At 68.7% G+C, this 15637-nt stretch carries 12 protein-coding genes and 1 pseudogene; 8 read left to right on the top strand and 5 right to left on the bottom strand.

The annotated features are described in order from the left end of the window. The first annotated feature begins 73 nt into the window (after positions 1-73). On the top strand, positions 74-1939 hold the full coding sequence (gene nhaA / locus FSY66_RS07980; RefSeq protein WP_260853586.1) for a Na+/H+ antiporter NhaA: 1866 nt from the start codon (positions 74-76) through the stop codon (positions 1937-1939). A gap of 32 nt (positions 1940-1971) precedes the next feature. Here the strand turns inward: nhaA and FSY66_RS12865 are convergent. Together FSY66_RS12865 and FSY66_RS12665 are read right to left on the bottom strand one after the other, a co-directional pair. Further along, positions 1972-2347 (bottom strand): annotated as a pseudogene (locus FSY66_RS12865) (transposase); the annotation flags it as partial. Positions 2348-2510: 163 nt separating this feature from the next. After that, complete coding sequence (locus FSY66_RS12665; RefSeq protein WP_222115523.1) at positions 2511-3242, bottom strand: TetR/AcrR family transcriptional regulator; 732 nt, start codon at positions 3240-3242, stop codon at positions 2511-2513. 87 nt (positions 3243-3329) lie between these two features. Between FSY66_RS12665 and FSY66_RS07965 the strand changes: the two genes are divergently transcribed. Beyond that, positions 3330-5087 (top strand): oleate hydratase, encoded by a 1758-nt coding sequence (locus FSY66_RS07965; RefSeq protein WP_144793285.1) that lies wholly within the window; start codon positions 3330-3332, stop codon positions 5085-5087. A gap of 324 nt (positions 5088-5411) precedes the next feature. Here the strand turns inward: FSY66_RS07965 and FSY66_RS07960 are convergent, their stop codons facing one another. Continuing rightward, positions 5412-6263, bottom strand: a complete 852-nt coding sequence (locus FSY66_RS07960) for a LuxR C-terminal-related transcriptional regulator (protein WP_144793282.1) — start codon at positions 6261-6263, stop codon at positions 5412-5414. 92 nt (positions 6264-6355) lie between these two features. Here FSY66_RS07960 and hxlB point away from each other — a divergent pair, with 92 nt between their 5' ends. Together hxlB and hxlA are read left to right on the top strand one after the other, a co-directional pair. Further along, positions 6356-6928, top strand: coding sequence for a 6-phospho-3-hexuloisomerase (hxlB, locus tag FSY66_RS07955; RefSeq protein WP_006215287.1), 573 nt, complete (start codon positions 6356-6358; stop codon positions 6926-6928). A 53-nt stretch (positions 6929-6981) separates the two neighbouring features. After that, positions 6982-7605 (top strand): 3-hexulose-6-phosphate synthase, encoded by a 624-nt coding sequence (gene hxlA, locus FSY66_RS07950; RefSeq protein WP_024290845.1) that lies wholly within the window; start codon positions 6982-6984, stop codon positions 7603-7605. An 832-nt stretch (positions 7606-8437) separates the two neighbouring features. On the opposite strand, the gene FSY66_RS07945 is transcribed toward hxlA, so the two are convergent. Continuing rightward, positions 8438-9631: an alcohol dehydrogenase catalytic domain-containing protein gene (locus FSY66_RS07945; RefSeq protein ID WP_144793279.1), complete on the bottom strand. Its 1194-nt coding sequence runs from the start codon at positions 9629-9631 to the stop codon at positions 8438-8440. Positions 9632-9856: 225 nt separating this feature from the next. Here FSY66_RS07945 and FSY66_RS07940 point away from each other — a divergent pair, with 225 nt between their 5' ends. From FSY66_RS07940 to FSY66_RS07925, 4 genes are all read left to right on the top strand, one after another. Next, a complete protein-coding gene (locus tag FSY66_RS07940; RefSeq protein ID WP_144793276.1) occupies positions 9857-12538 on the top strand; it encodes an excinuclease ABC subunit UvrA in 2682 nt (893 codons plus the stop codon). 551 nt (positions 12539-13089) lie between these two features. Then, entirely contained in the window at positions 13090-13638 is a 549-nt protein-coding gene (locus FSY66_RS07935; protein ID WP_144793273.1) for a type 1 glutamine amidotransferase domain-containing protein, read from the top strand. A gap of 7 nt (positions 13639-13645) precedes the next feature. Further along, positions 13646-13957, top strand: coding sequence for a putative quinol monooxygenase (locus FSY66_RS07930; protein WP_006215294.1), 312 nt, complete (start codon positions 13646-13648; stop codon positions 13955-13957). 446 nt (positions 13958-14403) lie between these two features. After that, positions 14404-14646 (top strand): hypothetical protein, encoded by a 243-nt coding sequence (locus tag FSY66_RS07925; RefSeq protein WP_222115522.1) that lies wholly within the window; start codon positions 14404-14406, stop codon positions 14644-14646. A gap of 195 nt (positions 14647-14841) precedes the next feature. Here the strand turns inward: FSY66_RS07925 and FSY66_RS07920 are convergent, their stop codons facing one another. After that, positions 14842-15345, bottom strand: coding sequence for an FBP domain-containing protein (locus FSY66_RS07920; protein ID WP_144793270.1), 504 nt, complete (start codon positions 15343-15345; stop codon positions 14842-14844). Between the last annotated feature and the right edge of the window lie 292 nt (positions 15346-15637).

The raw sequence follows: 15637 nt of genomic DNA, 5'->3' as shown, positions 1-15637 counted from the left end.
GACGAGGAGCCCGTTCCTCATCTCATCGACGCACCCGCGCCAAGAACCTCATGACCCACAACAGCTAGCCAGCATGTTCAGGCAGAATGCAGCTGTGTCTCACTCAAGCTCATCCCCCCGGGGCATGGTCGGAAGACTCCGCACGGAGTCGGGATCGGCCATGCTGCTCATCATTGTCACGGCCTTCGCTCTCCTCTGGGCGAACTCGCCGCTGTCCTCTTCCTACTTCGAGTTGTGGCACCAGAGCGTAGGGATCGACGTCGGCCCGTTCGGGTTGCACCTGGATCTGCACCACTGGATCAACGACGGGCTCATGGTCGTGTTCTTCTTCGTCGTGGGTCTCGAGGTGCGCCAGGAGTTTGCGTATGGGGCCCTGCGGGACAGCAGTCGCGCACGCCTGGCAGCGATCGCCGGTGTCGCGGGCGTGGCGTTGCCCGCGCTGGTGTATGTCCTGGTCGTCGGAGCGTCCGGTGGTGAGGGGCTTCGCGGGTGGGGGGCGGTCGTCGGAACGGACACGGCGTTCATGCTCGGTGCTCTCGCGATCGTCGGCCCCCGGCTTTCCGGGCAGCTTCGCGTCTTCCTTCTGACTCTCACGGTGGTCGACGACTTCCTTGCGGTGTCGATCATCGGGGTGTTCTACAGCGAGGAGATCCGGCCCGTCCCGCTGCTGGTCGCTCTCGGCTGCCTCGTCGCCCTGTGGTTGCTGGGCCGTTCCCGGCAGTGGAGTGCTGCTCCGTATGTGGGGATCGTCATCGTGCTGTGGCTGGCGACTCTGTCCTCCGGCATCCACGCCTCGCTGACGGGCATGATCGCCGGCCTTCTGATCCCCGCCTACCCGACGCAAAGGCACGAGGTGGCCGCCGCCCGGCAGCTGTTCCGCGACTTCTGGCAATCCCCGAGCGCTTCCTCGGCGCGTGCCGTCGGACGGGGGCTGTCCAAGGGCGTGTCGGTCAACGAGCGGTTGCACGAGTACCTCCGTCTCCCCACGGCGTTGCTGGTCGTGCCGATCTTCGCTCTGGCCAATGCCGGGGTCGACCTGGGCGGCGGGGTGGTGGCCGACTCGCTGGGCTCGCCTGTGACGTGGGGCGTCATCGCGGGGCTCGTGCTCGGCAAGCTCCTCGGAATCGGGATCGCGACGCTCCTCGCCGTTCGGATGGGCGCAGGCCGACTGCCGGAGGGAGTCGGAATGGGCAGCGTGTTCGGCGGGGCAGCACTTTCGGGCATCGGTTTCACCGTGTCGCTGCTGGTCATCAGCCTCGCTTTCGACTCCTCCTCTGATCTGGGGCGCCAGGCGACGCTGGGCGTGCTCGTGGCGATGGTGCTCGCTACTGTTCTGGGCTGGTCGATCTTCAAGGTCGCGGCCCATCGGTGGGGAGAGGAGACGGCGGATCTCCCGATGACGCTCGACTCTCCGGTGGACCCCGAGGTGGATCACATCCGCGGACCGGAGGACGCCCGGCTCACCCTCGTGGAGTTCGTGGACTTCGAGTGCCCGTACTGCGCGCACGCCACTGGCTCCTGGGAGGACCTGCACGGGCGCTTCGGTGACGATCTGCGCTATGTCGTGCGGCATCTGCCTCACCATCCGCACGGCCCCCTCGCCGCACGGGCCGCCGAGGCGGCCGCGAAGCAGGAGATGTTCTGGCCGTGGCTCGACTTCGTCTTCACTCGGCAGAACGCGCTGGAGAGGGAGGATCTCATCGGCTACGCGGCTGAGCTGGGCCTCGATGTCGAGGCGTTCATCGAGGATCTCGACAGCGACGAGGTTGCTGCGAGGGTGCAGCGGGACATCGCGAGCGCGGAGGCGAGCGGCGCCAAGATGACCCCGACGTTCTTCATCGATGGTTGTCGGATGGTGGGCAGCTATGACGCGCGCTCACTGACCGAGATGCTGGAATCCAGCCGTCGCGGGAGCCGCACCCAGGCGGCGAAGGCCTGAGGCCGATCCGCGAACCCGGAACACGGTGGGACGCGGGCGACCCTGCCGGCGAGGAACCCGTTCCACGCAGCTCCGGTCTCGCTGGTCGCAACCCGCATGCCGAGCACTTCGCGGTGCCCGTCCCCGTTCATGCCTATCGCGAGGGGGACGACGGCGAGATCACGCCCCCGCCCTCCCGGACTTTCCGCGCCAGCGCGGCGGCGCGTGGGCAGATTCCTCCGGTGGGTGCAGACCCGGCGAGATAGCAGTCCGCGACGACCGGGATTAGGGCTGCTCCGGCGCGCTTACACCGCTCGACCAGCCACGGGGGAGGCAGGTGCCCGGGCGGAGATGGGGGACGGCCACGCCGATCGTGCCGATGAGGGCGTGGAGGTCGCTGAGGTAGCAGCCGTCGCGCTCCACCGCTTTCGGAGTCTCCTCTCATCGAGACCCCGAGAACCCGCTGGGCTCCTTCTGGAAAGCCCGGCGCACCGCCTCGCGGCGGTACACGCGCCCTGCACGTCACACCGAGGGCGTGCTCGTCAAAGCATCGGTCCCCGTGATGGCGGTGTCGATGGGGACGGCTTGCCTGTCACCGCGAGGCGATCGCCCCTGCCACCACGAGATCGATGAGCCGACGCAGAGCCGCATCGACGTTCTCGCTCTCATTGCGCCCCTGCCGGGAGCGGTTGAGCTCGGCCAGCACCCCGGTGACGATGAGCCGGGCGGCGGTTGCCTCGACCGCTCCGGGGGCCCCGCCGGCAGCTCCGGCCGCGCCGTCCCGCGTCACTCCGACCGCACCTGACGCGTGGGCCCGACTGTCCTGCAAGCGCGAGGCGATCTGCTCCTCGAGGCTCTCGACATGGTCGAGGACCCGCCGGCGGTGCGGCATCTCTGCACCGAAGAGGATCTCGCGGGCGACCCATGTCGCGGGCTCGGGCCAGCGGCACATCGCGGCGACGAGCGGCGAGATGAGCGCCGCGATCTGGTCCGCGATCTCCCCTGCCGGCGGTGGTGTATCGGACCCGCCGGGCGCGGCGAACGCAGAGAGCGGAGGACTGGCCGTCGCGCGCTCGTGGGCTCCCCAGAGCGCATCGACGACCATCATGAGCAGCTCCGTCTTCGTCGCGGCGTACTGGAAGACGGTCCCCTCGGCCACATCCGCCGCGCGCGCGACCTCGCTCATCGAGGTCCGCTGGAATCCGCGCTCCTCGAACAGCGCGCGCGCCGCGGCGAGGATGCGGGCGCGCTTCTCCGCCTTCGCCCGCTCGCGCCTGCCCAGCGTCGCCGACAGCCCCAGCCCCGTGCCATTCCGAGTTTCCATACAACCATTGTAGTCGACTCAATCTTGAGTACGCTCAAAATGCAGGCCGGGTGATCGGCATCCGCCACGCGTCGGGAAGGATGGACCATGCAGCACACAGCAGGTAACTACGAGGCGTTCGCGCGTCCCCGCCCCGCACAGCACGCCCAGGAGACGAAGGCCTACATCGTCGGCAGCGGGCTGGCCGGGCTCGCGGCTGCCGTCTTCCTGATCCGCGACGCCGGGGTCCCCGGTGCCAACGTCACGATCCTCGAGAAGGGCGACGTCGCCGGCGGTGCGCTCGACGGCCTTGACGTGCCGGACAAGGGCTTCGTCATCCGCGGCGGCCGGGAGCTGGAGGACCACATGGAGTGCCTGTGGGACATGATGCGCTCCATCCCCTCCCTCGAGCTCGAGGACGCCTCCGTGCTCGACGAGTTCTACTGGCTCAACAAGGACGACCCCAACTACTCGCTGCGCCGGGCCACCGTCCGTCAGGGCGAGGACGCGGGCCACGAGGGCCGCTTCAGCCTGCCGAAGCGGGCGCAGAAGGACCTGCTCAGGGTCTTTCTCGCCGAGCGCGCGGAGATGGAGGGCAAGCGCATCGACGAGGTGATGGGCCGTGAGTTCCTCGACTCGCCTTTCTGGATGTACTGGCGGACGATGTTCGCCTTCGAGGAGTGGCACTCCGCGCTCGAGTTCAAGCTCTATCTCCACAGGTTCGTCCACCACATCGGCGGACTGCCCGATTTCACGGCGCTGAAATTCACGAAGTACAACCAGTACGAGTCCTTCGTCCTGCCGCTCATGCACTACCTCACCGAACACGGCGTCGTCTTCCAGTCCGGCACCGAGGTCCTCGATGTGGATTTCGCCCACCGCAACGGCGAGATCCGCGCCACCGCGATCCACTGCCGCCGCGACGGCGCCGAGGAGACCATCGAGCTCGGTGAGCACGACCTCGCGCTGATGACGATCGGATCGCTCGTGGACAACTCCGATGACGGTGACCACCACACCCCCGCTGTGCTCCAGGAGGGCCCGGCCCCGGCCTGGGACCTGTGGAAGCGCATCGCGAAGAAGGACCCGTCGTTCGGGCGCCCGGAGGTCTTCTGCTCCTCGATCGAGGAGACGAAGTGGGAATCGGCCACGGTCACGACGCTCGATCAGCGCATCCCGGCCTACATCGAGCGCATCGCCCAGCGCGATCCGTTCAGCGGCCGCGTGGTCACCGGCGGCATCGTCACCGCCGAGGACTCCTCCTGGCTGCTGAGCTGGACGGTCAATCGCCAGCCGCACTTCAAGAAGCAGCCGAAGGATCAGATCGTCGTCTGGGTCTACGGCCTGTTCGTCGACGTCGAGGGCGACTACGTGAAGAAGCCCCTGTCGCAGTGCACCGGTGAGGAGATCACCCAGGAGTGGCTCTACCACCTGGGTGTGCCCGTGGAGGAGATCCCTGAGCTCGCGGCGACCGGCGCCCGGTGCGTGCCGGTGATGATGCCCTACGTGACGAGCTTCTTCATGCCCCGCCGCGCTGGGGATCGCCCTCGGGTCGTCCCGGAGGGTGCCGAGAACTTCGCGTTCCTCGGGCAGTTCGCGGAGACCGGCCGCGACACGATCTTCACCACCGAGTACTCGGTGCGCACCGGCATGGAGGCCGTCTACGAGCTCCTCGACGTGGAGCGCGGCGTGCCGGAGACCTGGGGCTCCACGTACGACGTGCGCGACCTCCTCGAGGCCTCGGCGCGCATGCGCGACGGCAAGAAGGTGGAGATCCCCGGCCCAGCCGCGCTGCGCAGCTACCTGCGCGACAGGCTCGAGCACGGAGAGATCGGTCAGCTCCTCGAGGAGCACGGCCTGATCTGAGCCTCGTGCCCGCCCACCCGGAGTGCGCCTCGGCCCGGCCCCGAGGCGCGCCCAGGGGTTGGTCGGCAGAATGTCGGTGCCGCGTGCTCAAGGCCTGAGAAGGGGGACCGCCGCAAGGATAGGTGACTCTTCTGGCGTGGCCGAGGGGCGGCCCAGAAGGATGCGCACCATGTCCGCTGGTGGTCACCATCGCTCGACAGCCCGGACCCACGCCCATGCTGCGGGTACGCCGCCGCTCGCAGTGCCGGCCGACCGGTGATGGTGGGATCTTCCGCGCCGGGTGCCAGGTCGGGGCACCGCAGTCACCGTCCGGACCGAGGCCCGCTATCGAGTCCGGGAGCTCGGATGGTGCGCATCATGGGAGTGAGTGATGCTTGCGAGCTCGGCGCGCGTGCGGGCGCCGTATTTCCGCAGCAAGTTGGCCACGTGGTACTTCACGGTGTTCGCCGTGATCCCGAGCTGGTCGCCGATGCGCTGGTTCGAGATCCCGGTCGCGACCAGGCGCAGCACCTGCTTCTCTCGGTCGGTGAGCTCCTCGGCGCCCTCCACGGTGAGCGCTGCGCTGGGTGGGTCCAGCGGGATCTCGATCCGCAGCGTCGTCCCCCAGCCCGGGGTCGTCTCCACGTCCATGGTTCCGTCGAGCGCCGCCACCCGCTCCACGATCGGACGCAGTGTGTCGTCGTCCGCCGTCACCGCGGTTCCCCCGTCGTCACGGACCTCCATCAGCAGGTTGCGGCCATCGCAGTCCCAGCCGATCCGGGCGCGTGCAGCGTCCGCGCGGTCCATGAGCGAGAGCACTGCTGTGCGGGAGATGGCTCGGGCTTCCCGAGCGACCGGGCCCGGCAGCGCCCGTCCTCGCGCAGGAGGCTCGGCGAACTGGACGTGCAGTGGCCCGGAGCGGATCAGAGGACGCAGTTCGGCGCGCAGGCGCGAGAATGCCTCGGCTACCGGCTCGAGCACGCTCTCCTGCTGCGCATGGACCGAACGAGCACGGATGAGCGCGGAGGAGGCGATCTCCGTGGCCTCCCTGCGCGCGGCAGCATCCGCGAGTCGGCCGGAGCGGAGCACGGCGAGGATCGATTCGAGGGTGATCGCATGCTGATCGGCCTGCTCGGTCAGGGCACGGTCCCGCGACAGGGAGCGGGCACGTTCCAGCGGGGTCGGGGGGTCGCTCACCCCGCTACTCTAGCCCGACCTGGGAGACCCACCCGATCGAACGGGGCGCCCCGCTCATCGGGCAGCAGTGGACCGCCGCGGACCGGCCCAAGATGGTCGACATGGAAGAACGAGGCATTCAGGATTCGCTGACGCGGATCGTCAACGAGATCGAGGGGGCAGCTGCCCTTCCCGACGCGCCCGCGCTCGCGGCCGCCGTCGAGCTGACAGCGGACGCCCGGCGGGTCTTCGTCCACGGCGCTGGACGCTCCGGGCTCGCGCTGCGGATGACGGCCATGCGCCTCATGCACCTCGGGCTGGAGGTCCACGTCGTCGGTGAGACGACGACCCCGGCGATCGGAGAGGGCGATCTGCTCCTGACCGCCAGCGGTTCCGGCACGACCTCGGGGGTGGTGAGCGCGGCTGAGACGGCGCGATCCGTCGGTGCCCGCGTCATCGGGATCACGACCGACCCCGAGTCACCGCTTGCTCAGCTGTCCCACGCCGTCCTGGTCATCCGTGCGGCGACGAAGACAGACCGGTCCGAGCAGCAGTCGGCCCAGTATGCCGGCAGCCTCTTCGAGCAGCTCCTCGTCCTCGTCGGCGACGCTCTCTTCGACGTCCTGTGGCAGAAGAGCGGACAGAGTGCGGATGCGCTCTGGCCCCGTCATGCCAACCTCGAATGACCTTTCTTCCCCGTTCCCTCATCGACACCACCACGAGAAAGAGACACCCTGACATGCGTCTGCAGTTCGCCATGGACACCCTGACCACCGAGTCCGCCCTCGACCTCGCCGCGAAGGCCGCCCCCTACGTCGACATCCTCGAGCTCGGCACCCCTCTGATCAAGAGCGAGGGCCTCGCGGCGATCACGGCGGTCAAGGCCGCCCACCCCGACAAGACCGTCTTCGCCGATCTCAAGACCATGGATGCCGGGGAGCTGGAAGCTGACATCGCCTTCTCCGCCGGAGCCGATCTGGTCACCGTGCTCGGCGTCGCCGGTGACAGCACGATCGCCGGCGCGGTCGCCGCGGCGACCAAGCACGGCAAGGGCGTCGTCGTCGATCTGATCGGCGTGTCCGACAAGGCCGCACGGGCCCGAGAGGTCGTCGCCCTCGGCGCCGTCTTCGTGGAGATGCACGCCGGCCTCGACGAGCAGGCGGAGGACGGCTACAGCCTCGACGCCCTGCTCTCCGCCGGCAAGGCCGCCGAGGTCCCGTTCTCCGTCGCCGGCGGCGTCAGTGCGGACTCTGTCGAGGCCGTCCAGCAGGCGGGAGCAGACGTGGCCGTCGCGGGCAGCGCCATCTACAGCGCATCGGACGTCGCCGCCGCGGCCGCCGCCATCCGCTCCGCCATCCGGTGACCACCGCCCACCGCATCCCGTGGTGAGGGGGCAGGTGACGGCACGCCCGGACCCTGTCCCCTCCCACCGGATGCGGTGGACTGATGCCGCAGTCGATCCCCGCGTGGCACAGAGCGCCACGTGACCCTACTTCCCCGCAGGACGTGCCCGGCATCGGCGCCGCTCGGAGGTCCGCTCGATCCCGGCGATGGCTGCTGTCATGACGCGCATACGCCGGACTCCCGCAAGGGCTCGATCGACAGCTGCGGGCTCCGGCTCATCGACCGCCGTCCTGGCCTCGGAGCACAAGATCTCGCCGAGCTCCCGGCGCGGACGGCGACGGTGCTCTCGGGGAGGCGCTCGATCCGCGTCATGATGATCGTGACGTTCTGGACGGCGCGGTGGCGCGTCCCGACGGCCCCGCCGTGGGCGATGTCGCTGCGGCAGCGTCAGACCTTCTCAGCGCCGGCCCCGCGGTGGACCGGCGCTCGTCCGCGTGACACCCCAGCTGGAGCTCCCCGCCAGGACCGGCGCCGGTGAAGTGAAACCGGTCCCTCCGCGACGTGCGCGTCCCGGCGGTCCTGGCGCCGGTGATCGTCCTCCTCGCCCCGCGAGGCGATCCGGAGCGGGAGGTGAGGGGCGTCAGGAGCGTCGCAGCGAGCTGGCCCATCTCCCAGGACCACGCCCCTCCTCGCTCCTCCACGCCGCTGGGCGCCGGCATGCCGGCCCCACCTTCCCCGGGCCCGCGCCCGGGCATCGTCCAGGACCGGATCGTCGAAGGATCCGTGCAAAGAACCGGCCCGCGACCGCCGCTGGAGCGACGATCGCGGGCCGGGTGCATGACATCCCTGAATCAGGCTGGGATCATGCCATGCGGGTCGATGATGAACTTCTCCGAGGCACCGGTGTCGAACGTCGCGTAGGCGTCGGGGGCCTCGTCGAGGCTGATGACCTTGGTGTTGAGCATGTCGCTGAGGTAGGGCATGCGGTCCCACAGGATCGACATCATCAGCTCACGGTTGTAGTGCATGATCGGGGCCTGGCCGCCGGAGATCCGAGGCGACTTGATCCACGCCTTGCCGAAGTCGAGCGAGAAGGTGCCCTCCTGCTCGGCCTTGGAGGAGGCCAGCGGGTCGGGACCGTAGATGCCGACGATGCCGGTGGCACCGCCTGCGCGGGTGGCGTCCATGACCTGGTTGATGGCGTGGGCCGGGTTCATGTCCTCGGCCTCGCGGCCGATCCCGTGGGCTTCGTTGCCGACGTAGTCGACGGCGCAGTCCACCATGGGTTCGCCGAGGATGGCCTCGATCTGATCGGTCAGCGGCACGTCCTGGTTGAGATCGATGGTCTCGCAGCCGTTGTTCTTCATCAGGTCCAGCCGGTCCTGATGGTAGTCACCGACGATGATGCAGGAAGCGCCCAGGAGACGGGCCGCCGCGGCGCCGCAGCGTCCCACAGGTCCGGCGCCGGCGATGTAGACGGTCGAGCCGGGCTTCGCCCCGGCCTCCATGAGGCCGTGGAACGCGGTGGGCAGGATGTCCGAGAGAAGGGCGAGGTCACGGATCTTCTCCATGGCCTGGTCCTTGTCCGGGAAGCGGAGCAGCTGGAAGTCGGCGTAGGGGACGAACATGTACTCCGCCTGCCCGCCCTGGAAATCACCCAGGTTGAACCCGTAAGCGCCGCAGGACACGTCGGGGTTCACGGTCTCGCACGCCTCGGTGTGGCGGGCGCGGCAGTTGCGGCATCGGCCGCAGGCGACGTTGAAGGGGACCGAGACCAGGTCGCCTTCGGAGAGGAACTCGACGTCGGAGCCGACCTCGACGACCTCGCCGGTCATCTCGTGCCCCATCACCATGCCCTGGGGTACGGGGAAGGAACCGCGGTAGATATGCAGGTCGGAACCGCAGATGTTGGTGGCGACGATCTTGAGGATGACGCCGTGCGGGGCGCTCTTGCCGTTCGGCATCTCGAGCTTCGGGAAGTCGAGGGTTTCGACGCGCATGTCCTTGACGTTCTGGAACACGACGGCGCGGTTGCTGCTTGCCATGACGATCTCCTCCAGTTGTGGATGGCCCGGTCGCGGAAGTGCCACGGTCATTTAGATGCCCGTCGCCCGCGACCTCGGCTCTCGTCGAGCATAGCCGAGGAGGAATCTCGTCCTCCACCGAGGTGCCCGCCGCCGCTGCGGCGACAGGCGCCACGGGCAGGTGGGCCGTGGAGGACCGGGCCATGCTCCGACCGATCGGTGGAACGCGTTGCTAGTGTCGCCGGCATGGTCGAAGCACGCAGGTCCGCATCGTCGGACTCCTCACCCGTTCAGCCCGACGTGCAGGTTCTCGGCGCGCGCGAGCACAACCTCCAGGACATCGACCTGGCGGTCCCCCGCGAGGCTCTGGTGGTGTTCACCGGCGTCTCCGGCTCGGGAAAGTCCTCCCTGGCCTTCGGAACCCTGTTCGCGGAGTCCCAGCGCCGTTACCTCGAGTCCGTCGCTCCCTACGCCCGTCGCCTCATCGACCAGGCAGGCGTCCCGGACGTCGACTCCATCACGGGCATGCCGCCGGCCGTCGCTCTTCAGCAGCAGCGCGGGGGCCGCAGCGCGAGGTCCTCGGTGGGCAGCATCACCACGCTCTCCTCGCTGGTGCGCATGCTCTACTCCCGGGCCGGCCACTACCCCGATGATCAGCCGATGCTCTACGCCGAGGACTTCTCCGCCAACACCGTGCAGGGCGCATGCCCGGAGTGCCACGGCATCGGCCGGGTGTACGAGGTCACCGAGGACATGATGGTGCCGGACCCTTCATTGACGATCCGCGAGCGGGCCATCGCCTCCTGGCCGACGGCCTGGCACGGTCATCAGCTGCGCGATGTCCTCGTCGCGCTCGGCTACGACGTCGATGTGCCCTGGAAGGATCTGCCGAAGGAGGATCGCGACTGGATCCTCTACACGGACGAGACGCCGTACGTCCCGGTCCACTCGCGCCTGACGCTCGCCGAGGCCCGGGCCGCGATCGCGGCTGGGGTCGAGCCAAGCTACTCGGGCACCTTCGTCGGTGCGCGCCGGTACGTGCTCGACACGTTCGCGAACACCAAGAGCGGGTCGATGAAGCGGCGCGTGGCACAGTTCCTCACGGCCGCGCCCTGCCCTGCCTGCCACGGCAAGCGGCTGAAGCCGGAGGCGCTGTCGGTGACCTTCGAGGGCCTCGATGTCGCTGATCTCTCCGATCTGCCCCTCGCGGAGCTCTCGACGTTGATCGAGGAGGCAGTCGAGCGGGCCACCGGCGATCTCGACGGGACCGAGACTGCCGGTCAGGCACTGGACGAGACAGCCCGACGCGACGCTGTGCAGCAGCGCGTCGACGCCGGCGGATCAGCCCATGAGGCAGCCCCCGACGTGCGCAGGACGCCGAACCACTCGGTGGAGAAGCTGGCCGCGACAGCGCGCCTGGGCGCAGAACTCGTCAACAGACTGCGGCCCATCATCGACCTCGGTCTGGGGTATCTCTCCCTGAGCCGCACCACCCCCACCCTCTCGGGTGGGGAGCTACAGCGACTGCGGCTCGCGACCCAGCTGACCTCCGAACTGTTCGGTGTGGTCTACGTGCTCGATGAGCCTTCCGCAGGGCTTCATCCGCAGGACGTCAGCGCGCTGCTCGGCATCCTCGACGGTCTCAAGCACCGAGGCAACAGCCTGTTCGTCGTGGAGCATTCGGTGGACGTGATGCGGCACGCGGACTGGCTGGTCGACATCGGTCCCGGCGCGGGCGAGCGCGGCGGCCGCGTCGTCTACAGCGGTCCCACCGAGGGACTCGCCGCGGTGGAGGAGTCCGCGACTCGCGGGTATGTCTTCGGGGGCAGCGGCCTGCCTCACCGGACCCCCCGGGAGCCAGAGGGATGGCTGCGGCTCGAGCACGTCACGCGCAACAACCTGCGCGATGTGTCGATCTCCCTTCCGCTCGGGGCATTCACCGCCGTCACCGGAGTCTCCGGATCGGGCAAGTCGAGCCTGGTCAGCCAGGCACTGCCTGCGCTGCTCGACGAACGGCAGGGACGAGCAGACGAGGCGGAGGACGCTGACGACGCCGACGGGGACGAGCTCCTGCTGTCGGACGAGCCCGACGAGCTCGAGGGTGAGATCCGAGGCGACGTCGACGGGGTGCGCCGCGTCGTGAGCATCGACCAGAAGCCCATCGGTCGCACCCCGCGCTCGAACGTCGCCACCTATACGGGCCTGTTCGACCACGTGAGGCGGAGGTTCGCGGAGACGCCCGAGGCTCGCGCTCGCGGGTACAAAGCGGGCAGGTTCTCCTTCAACGTCACCGGCGGTCGCTGCCCTACCTGCAAGGGCGAAGGATCCGTCATGGTGGAGCTGCTCTTCCTCCCCTCGGTCTACACCGAGTGCCCCGACTGCCACGGCACCCGCTACCAGTCCAGCACGTTGGAGATCGCCTGGCGTGGCCGCAACATCGCGGAGATCCTCGCCATGAGCGTCGAGGAGGCCCACGACTTCTTCCAGGGCGAGTTCGACATCATGCGCTCGCTCACGGCGCTGGTCGACGTCGGCCTCGGATATCTCCGTCTCGGACAGCCGGCCACCGAGTTGTCCGGAGGTGAGGCGCAGCGAGTGAAGCTCGCCTCCGAGCTCCAACGATCCCAGCGCGGGGACACCCTCTACGTCCTCGACGAGCCGACGTCCGGGCTGCACAGCGCCGATTCCGATCGGCTCGTGACGCATCTCCAGACCCTCGTGGACGCAGGCAACACCGTCGTCGTGGTCGAGCTCGACATGCGCATCGTCGCCGTGGCCGACCACGTCATCGACCTCGGGCCCGGGGCGGGGGACGACGGCGGCACGGTGGTCGCCTCAGGCACGCCCGCGCAGGTCGCCTCGTCCGGAGCCGGTGCGTCGGCACCTTACCTCGAGGCCGCGCTCCGGGAGGCCGCCTCCCGGACGTGAGCGTCGTACGGCTGCGACGAGGGCGATGACCTCGTCGCAGGGAGCGCATCGGACGAGCAGGCTGCGTCACCTGATCGGTGACCCTCGCCGTGTGACTTCCCCGCGCGGTCAGCAGGCGCTCCGCCCCGCCTGCGGATGAGGTCGGGAACCGGTGACCCTCGAACGACGCTGACCGGACGTCCTGCGGCGGCGTCGACGTCCTCGTGCCCCCGGCATCGCGGCGTCCCGGAGGAGATGGCCACGTGCGCCCCGTCCCTGACGTACGAGGTCTACACTGACTGAGGGGCAGACGCTCACATTCGGCCAGGCCCCGGCGAAGAAGGCCCACCGTCGATGGCGAAACGTCAGCGACGACCTCCGGGCCGAAGCTTCTTCTCCGCCCCCCCCAGAACCCGGCCCGAGAATCGGCAGCCACCACCTGCCGGGACCTCGATGAGCGCAACGACGACTGCACGCGAGTCGTCCTGCACCCGAACCACGCTGCCCGGTACGGACAGCGTGCGGCTCGCCCGCAAGGGCAGGCCGTCACCTCCCACAGAACGGAGCAGAACATGGCAGACGAATTGCACGGCAAGCGGATCGCGATCCTGGCCGCGGACGGCGTCGAGCGCGTGGAGCTCGAACAGCCGAGACAGGCTCTGCAGGACGCGGGGGCCACCACCGAGCTGCTGTCGCTGCACGAGGGCGAGATCAAGGCCCGGGAGAACGACCTGGATGAGGCCGGGACATTCTCGGTCGATGCCCTGGTGAAGTCCGCCTCGGCCGACGACTACGACGCCCTGCTGCTTCCCGGCGGCACGGTCAACCCCGATCAGCTGCGCGTGGACACCGACGCCGTCGGATTCGTGCGCGACATCATGGTCGCCGACAAGCCGGTCGCCGCGATCTGCCACGGACCGTGGACGCTGATCGAGGCCGGTGTCGCGAAGGGTCGGACGCTGACCTCGTACCCGAGCATCCGCACCGACCTGCGCAATGCCGGAGCGAACGTCGTCGACGAAGAGGTGGCGCGCGACGGGAACCTGATCACCAGCCGCTCGCCCGAGGATCTCCCGGCCTTCAACGCCGCGATGGTCGAGCTGTTCAGCCAGGACAAGTGAGGAAACCATGATCAACTCTGCATTGTCGGTCGTCGTGCACGCCAAGCCCGGGAAGGAGCAGGACGTCGCGGACTTCCTCCGCAGCGCCCGTCCCATCGTCGAGCAGGAGGAGGGTACGCGGGCCTGGTTCGCTCTTCAGTTCGACGAATCGACCTTCGGGATCTTCGACGTGTTCCCCGACGACGAGGCCCGCCAGACCCACCTCTCCGGAGGCGTCGGTCAGGCACTCGCTGCACAGGGAGCAGATCTGTTCAGCACAGAACCGAGCATCCAGAACGTCGACGTGATCGCGTACAAGCTGCCCGGCGAGACCTCCTAGAGAAACAGCGTCGATTGACCTCGGGGTGTGCCCCCGATCGGCTCCACAGCCGTGGCCAGGGCTGTGGAGCCGATTCCCGGGGCGTCCCGATCCAGGACCGTGCGAGTTGCGCTGCCCGCTGGCGGCCGATGGTCCCCTCAGCGGGGCACCCAGGGCCCTGCTCCTCGGCCACCCGAGCATCTGCGGCACGCGATTCGATCGTCGCTGGGCACGGATCGGCTGCTGCTCCGCCAGTTGGCTCGGCACGAGCGCGGCGGACTCGTCGGTATCTGAGAGATGCCCTCCGAGATGAGGAATCGGACAGCTTCGCGCGAATCCCGGCCCGCGTCCTCATGGTCGTGCCGCAGGCCACAGCACTGCGCCTCCGACAGACCGTGCGAGAACGCACGACATCGGGACTGCCGCACGATCAGGTGACAGTTTGACCTATCCATGCGGCAGTCCCCATGACGTCGCAGTACCCCTGGATGTTCGCGCTTGACCACCACGACCGAGCTCGATGGGCTCAGGGTCTGATCGACGCCGCGCGAGCCTCCTTCTCCACCTCGCAGCCGCACCTGGCGATCGCCAAGTTCACCTCATGGCGCGAGACCGCTGAAGCCATCGCCGCGGGGCTGGGAGAGGAGGTCGTCGAGTGGCTCGACTCTGACGACGAGGACGGCGCGACCTTCATCGTCGAGCGGCCCTGAGCAGTGGGCAGGCACACCTCGGTACCGCAGCCGACCAAGAAGTCCGAGTACATCCCGAGGTCCGGATCCTCGTCCGCGATGAAGAGATTCCGCAGTTCTGGTTCTGCGTCGACGGGATGACCGTCCATCTCGAACAGGTCCATACGGCCCATCTGAAGCAGACCCTGTATCCCGTTCCGGGAGTCGCCTGGGGAATCACCTCCCCAGGCTCTGCGCCACCCTCTGCACCAGGCCCTGGGAATTCTCCAGGGTACGCTGCGAGCGCTCCTCCAGGGAAAGGGTCTCCTCCATCTGCCGCACGCCGTCGGGCTTGCGCCGGCCCACGGTGTAGTCGCTGCAGGCGAGGTCCGTGCAGATGTAGGTGCCCACGCTGCTGTACCGGTCCTTGGCCGACTTTGAGCGCTGGATCGAGAACATGGACACCCCGGTGGAGGTGTGCAGGGTCAGGCACAGCTGGCACATCCGCGCCCCGCCGTTGCCCTTCAGCGTCGACTTCTCCATCACCAGCCCGCGCAGGCCGTCGTCGGTCTCGACCACCAGGTAAGCGGCCTTGGGCGACTTGGGATCGGTCCAGCCCAGGATGATCTGGGCGTCCCAGTCGATCTGGTCCAGATCCTTCGGCACCGCCAGGCGCTGCGCGGCTCCCTTGGAGCAGTTCAGGAAGCTCTTGCGGATCTCGGACTCGGAGTGGGCGTGCACGGGGGTCGGCTCTCTGCGGAAGGAGGGACGGGTGCTCGGAGCACCCGGAGGGCGGCGCCGAAGGTATCACAGCCCCTGCAGTTGTGACCGGGAGCACAGCGGACGATAGATTGTGCCCATGGCCGCCGTACCGCCGCTGTTCAGCGATCTCGCCGCCGCCGTCGACCTCGACCCGTCCCAGGCGGCCGCCATCCGCGGTCCGCGCCTGTGGTGGTGCGGACCCCTGGACGTGGAGGGCCTGGCCCTGGGTTCGGCGCAGGCCGCCGCCACGGGACTGTCGCATCTCACCGGG

It is taken from the genome of Kocuria palustris, assembly GCF_007666205.1.
Lineage (GTDB): Bacteria > Actinomycetota > Actinomycetes > Actinomycetales > Micrococcaceae > Kocuria > Kocuria palustris_A.
Note: the sequence above shows the minus strand (reverse complement) of the source record. Positions and strands in the feature narration are given on the sequence as shown.

Coding starts and splice junctions, on each gene's coding strand:
- FSY66_RS07940 (WP_144793276.1), top strand. CDS start 9,857: ATGGTCGAAGCACGCAGGTCCGCATCGTCGGACTCCTCACCCGTTCAG.
- FSY66_RS07965 (WP_144793285.1), top strand. CDS start 3,330: ATGCAGCACACAGCAGGTAACTACGAGGCGTTCGCGCGTCCCCGCCCC.
- nhaA (WP_260853586.1), top strand. CDS start 74: ATGTTCAGGCAGAATGCAGCTGTGTCTCACTCAAGCTCATCCCCCCGG.
- FSY66_RS07945 (WP_144793279.1), bottom strand. CDS start 9,631: ATGGCAAGCAGCAACCGCGCCGTCGTGTTCCAGAACGTCAAGGACATG.
- FSY66_RS12665 (WP_222115523.1), bottom strand. CDS start 3,242: ATGGAAACTCGGAATGGCACGGGGCTGGGGCTGTCGGCGACGCTGGGC.
- hxlA (WP_024290845.1), top strand. CDS start 6,982: ATGCGTCTGCAGTTCGCCATGGACACCCTGACCACCGAGTCCGCCCTC.
- FSY66_RS07925 (WP_222115522.1), top strand. CDS start 14,404: ATGACGTCGCAGTACCCCTGGATGTTCGCGCTTGACCACCACGACCGA.
- hxlB (WP_006215287.1), top strand. CDS start 6,356: ATGGTCGACATGGAAGAACGAGGCATTCAGGATTCGCTGACGCGGATC.
- FSY66_RS07930 (WP_006215294.1), top strand. CDS start 13,646: ATGATCAACTCTGCATTGTCGGTCGTCGTGCACGCCAAGCCCGGGAAG.
- FSY66_RS07935 (WP_144793273.1), top strand. CDS start 13,090: ATGGCAGACGAATTGCACGGCAAGCGGATCGCGATCCTGGCCGCGGAC.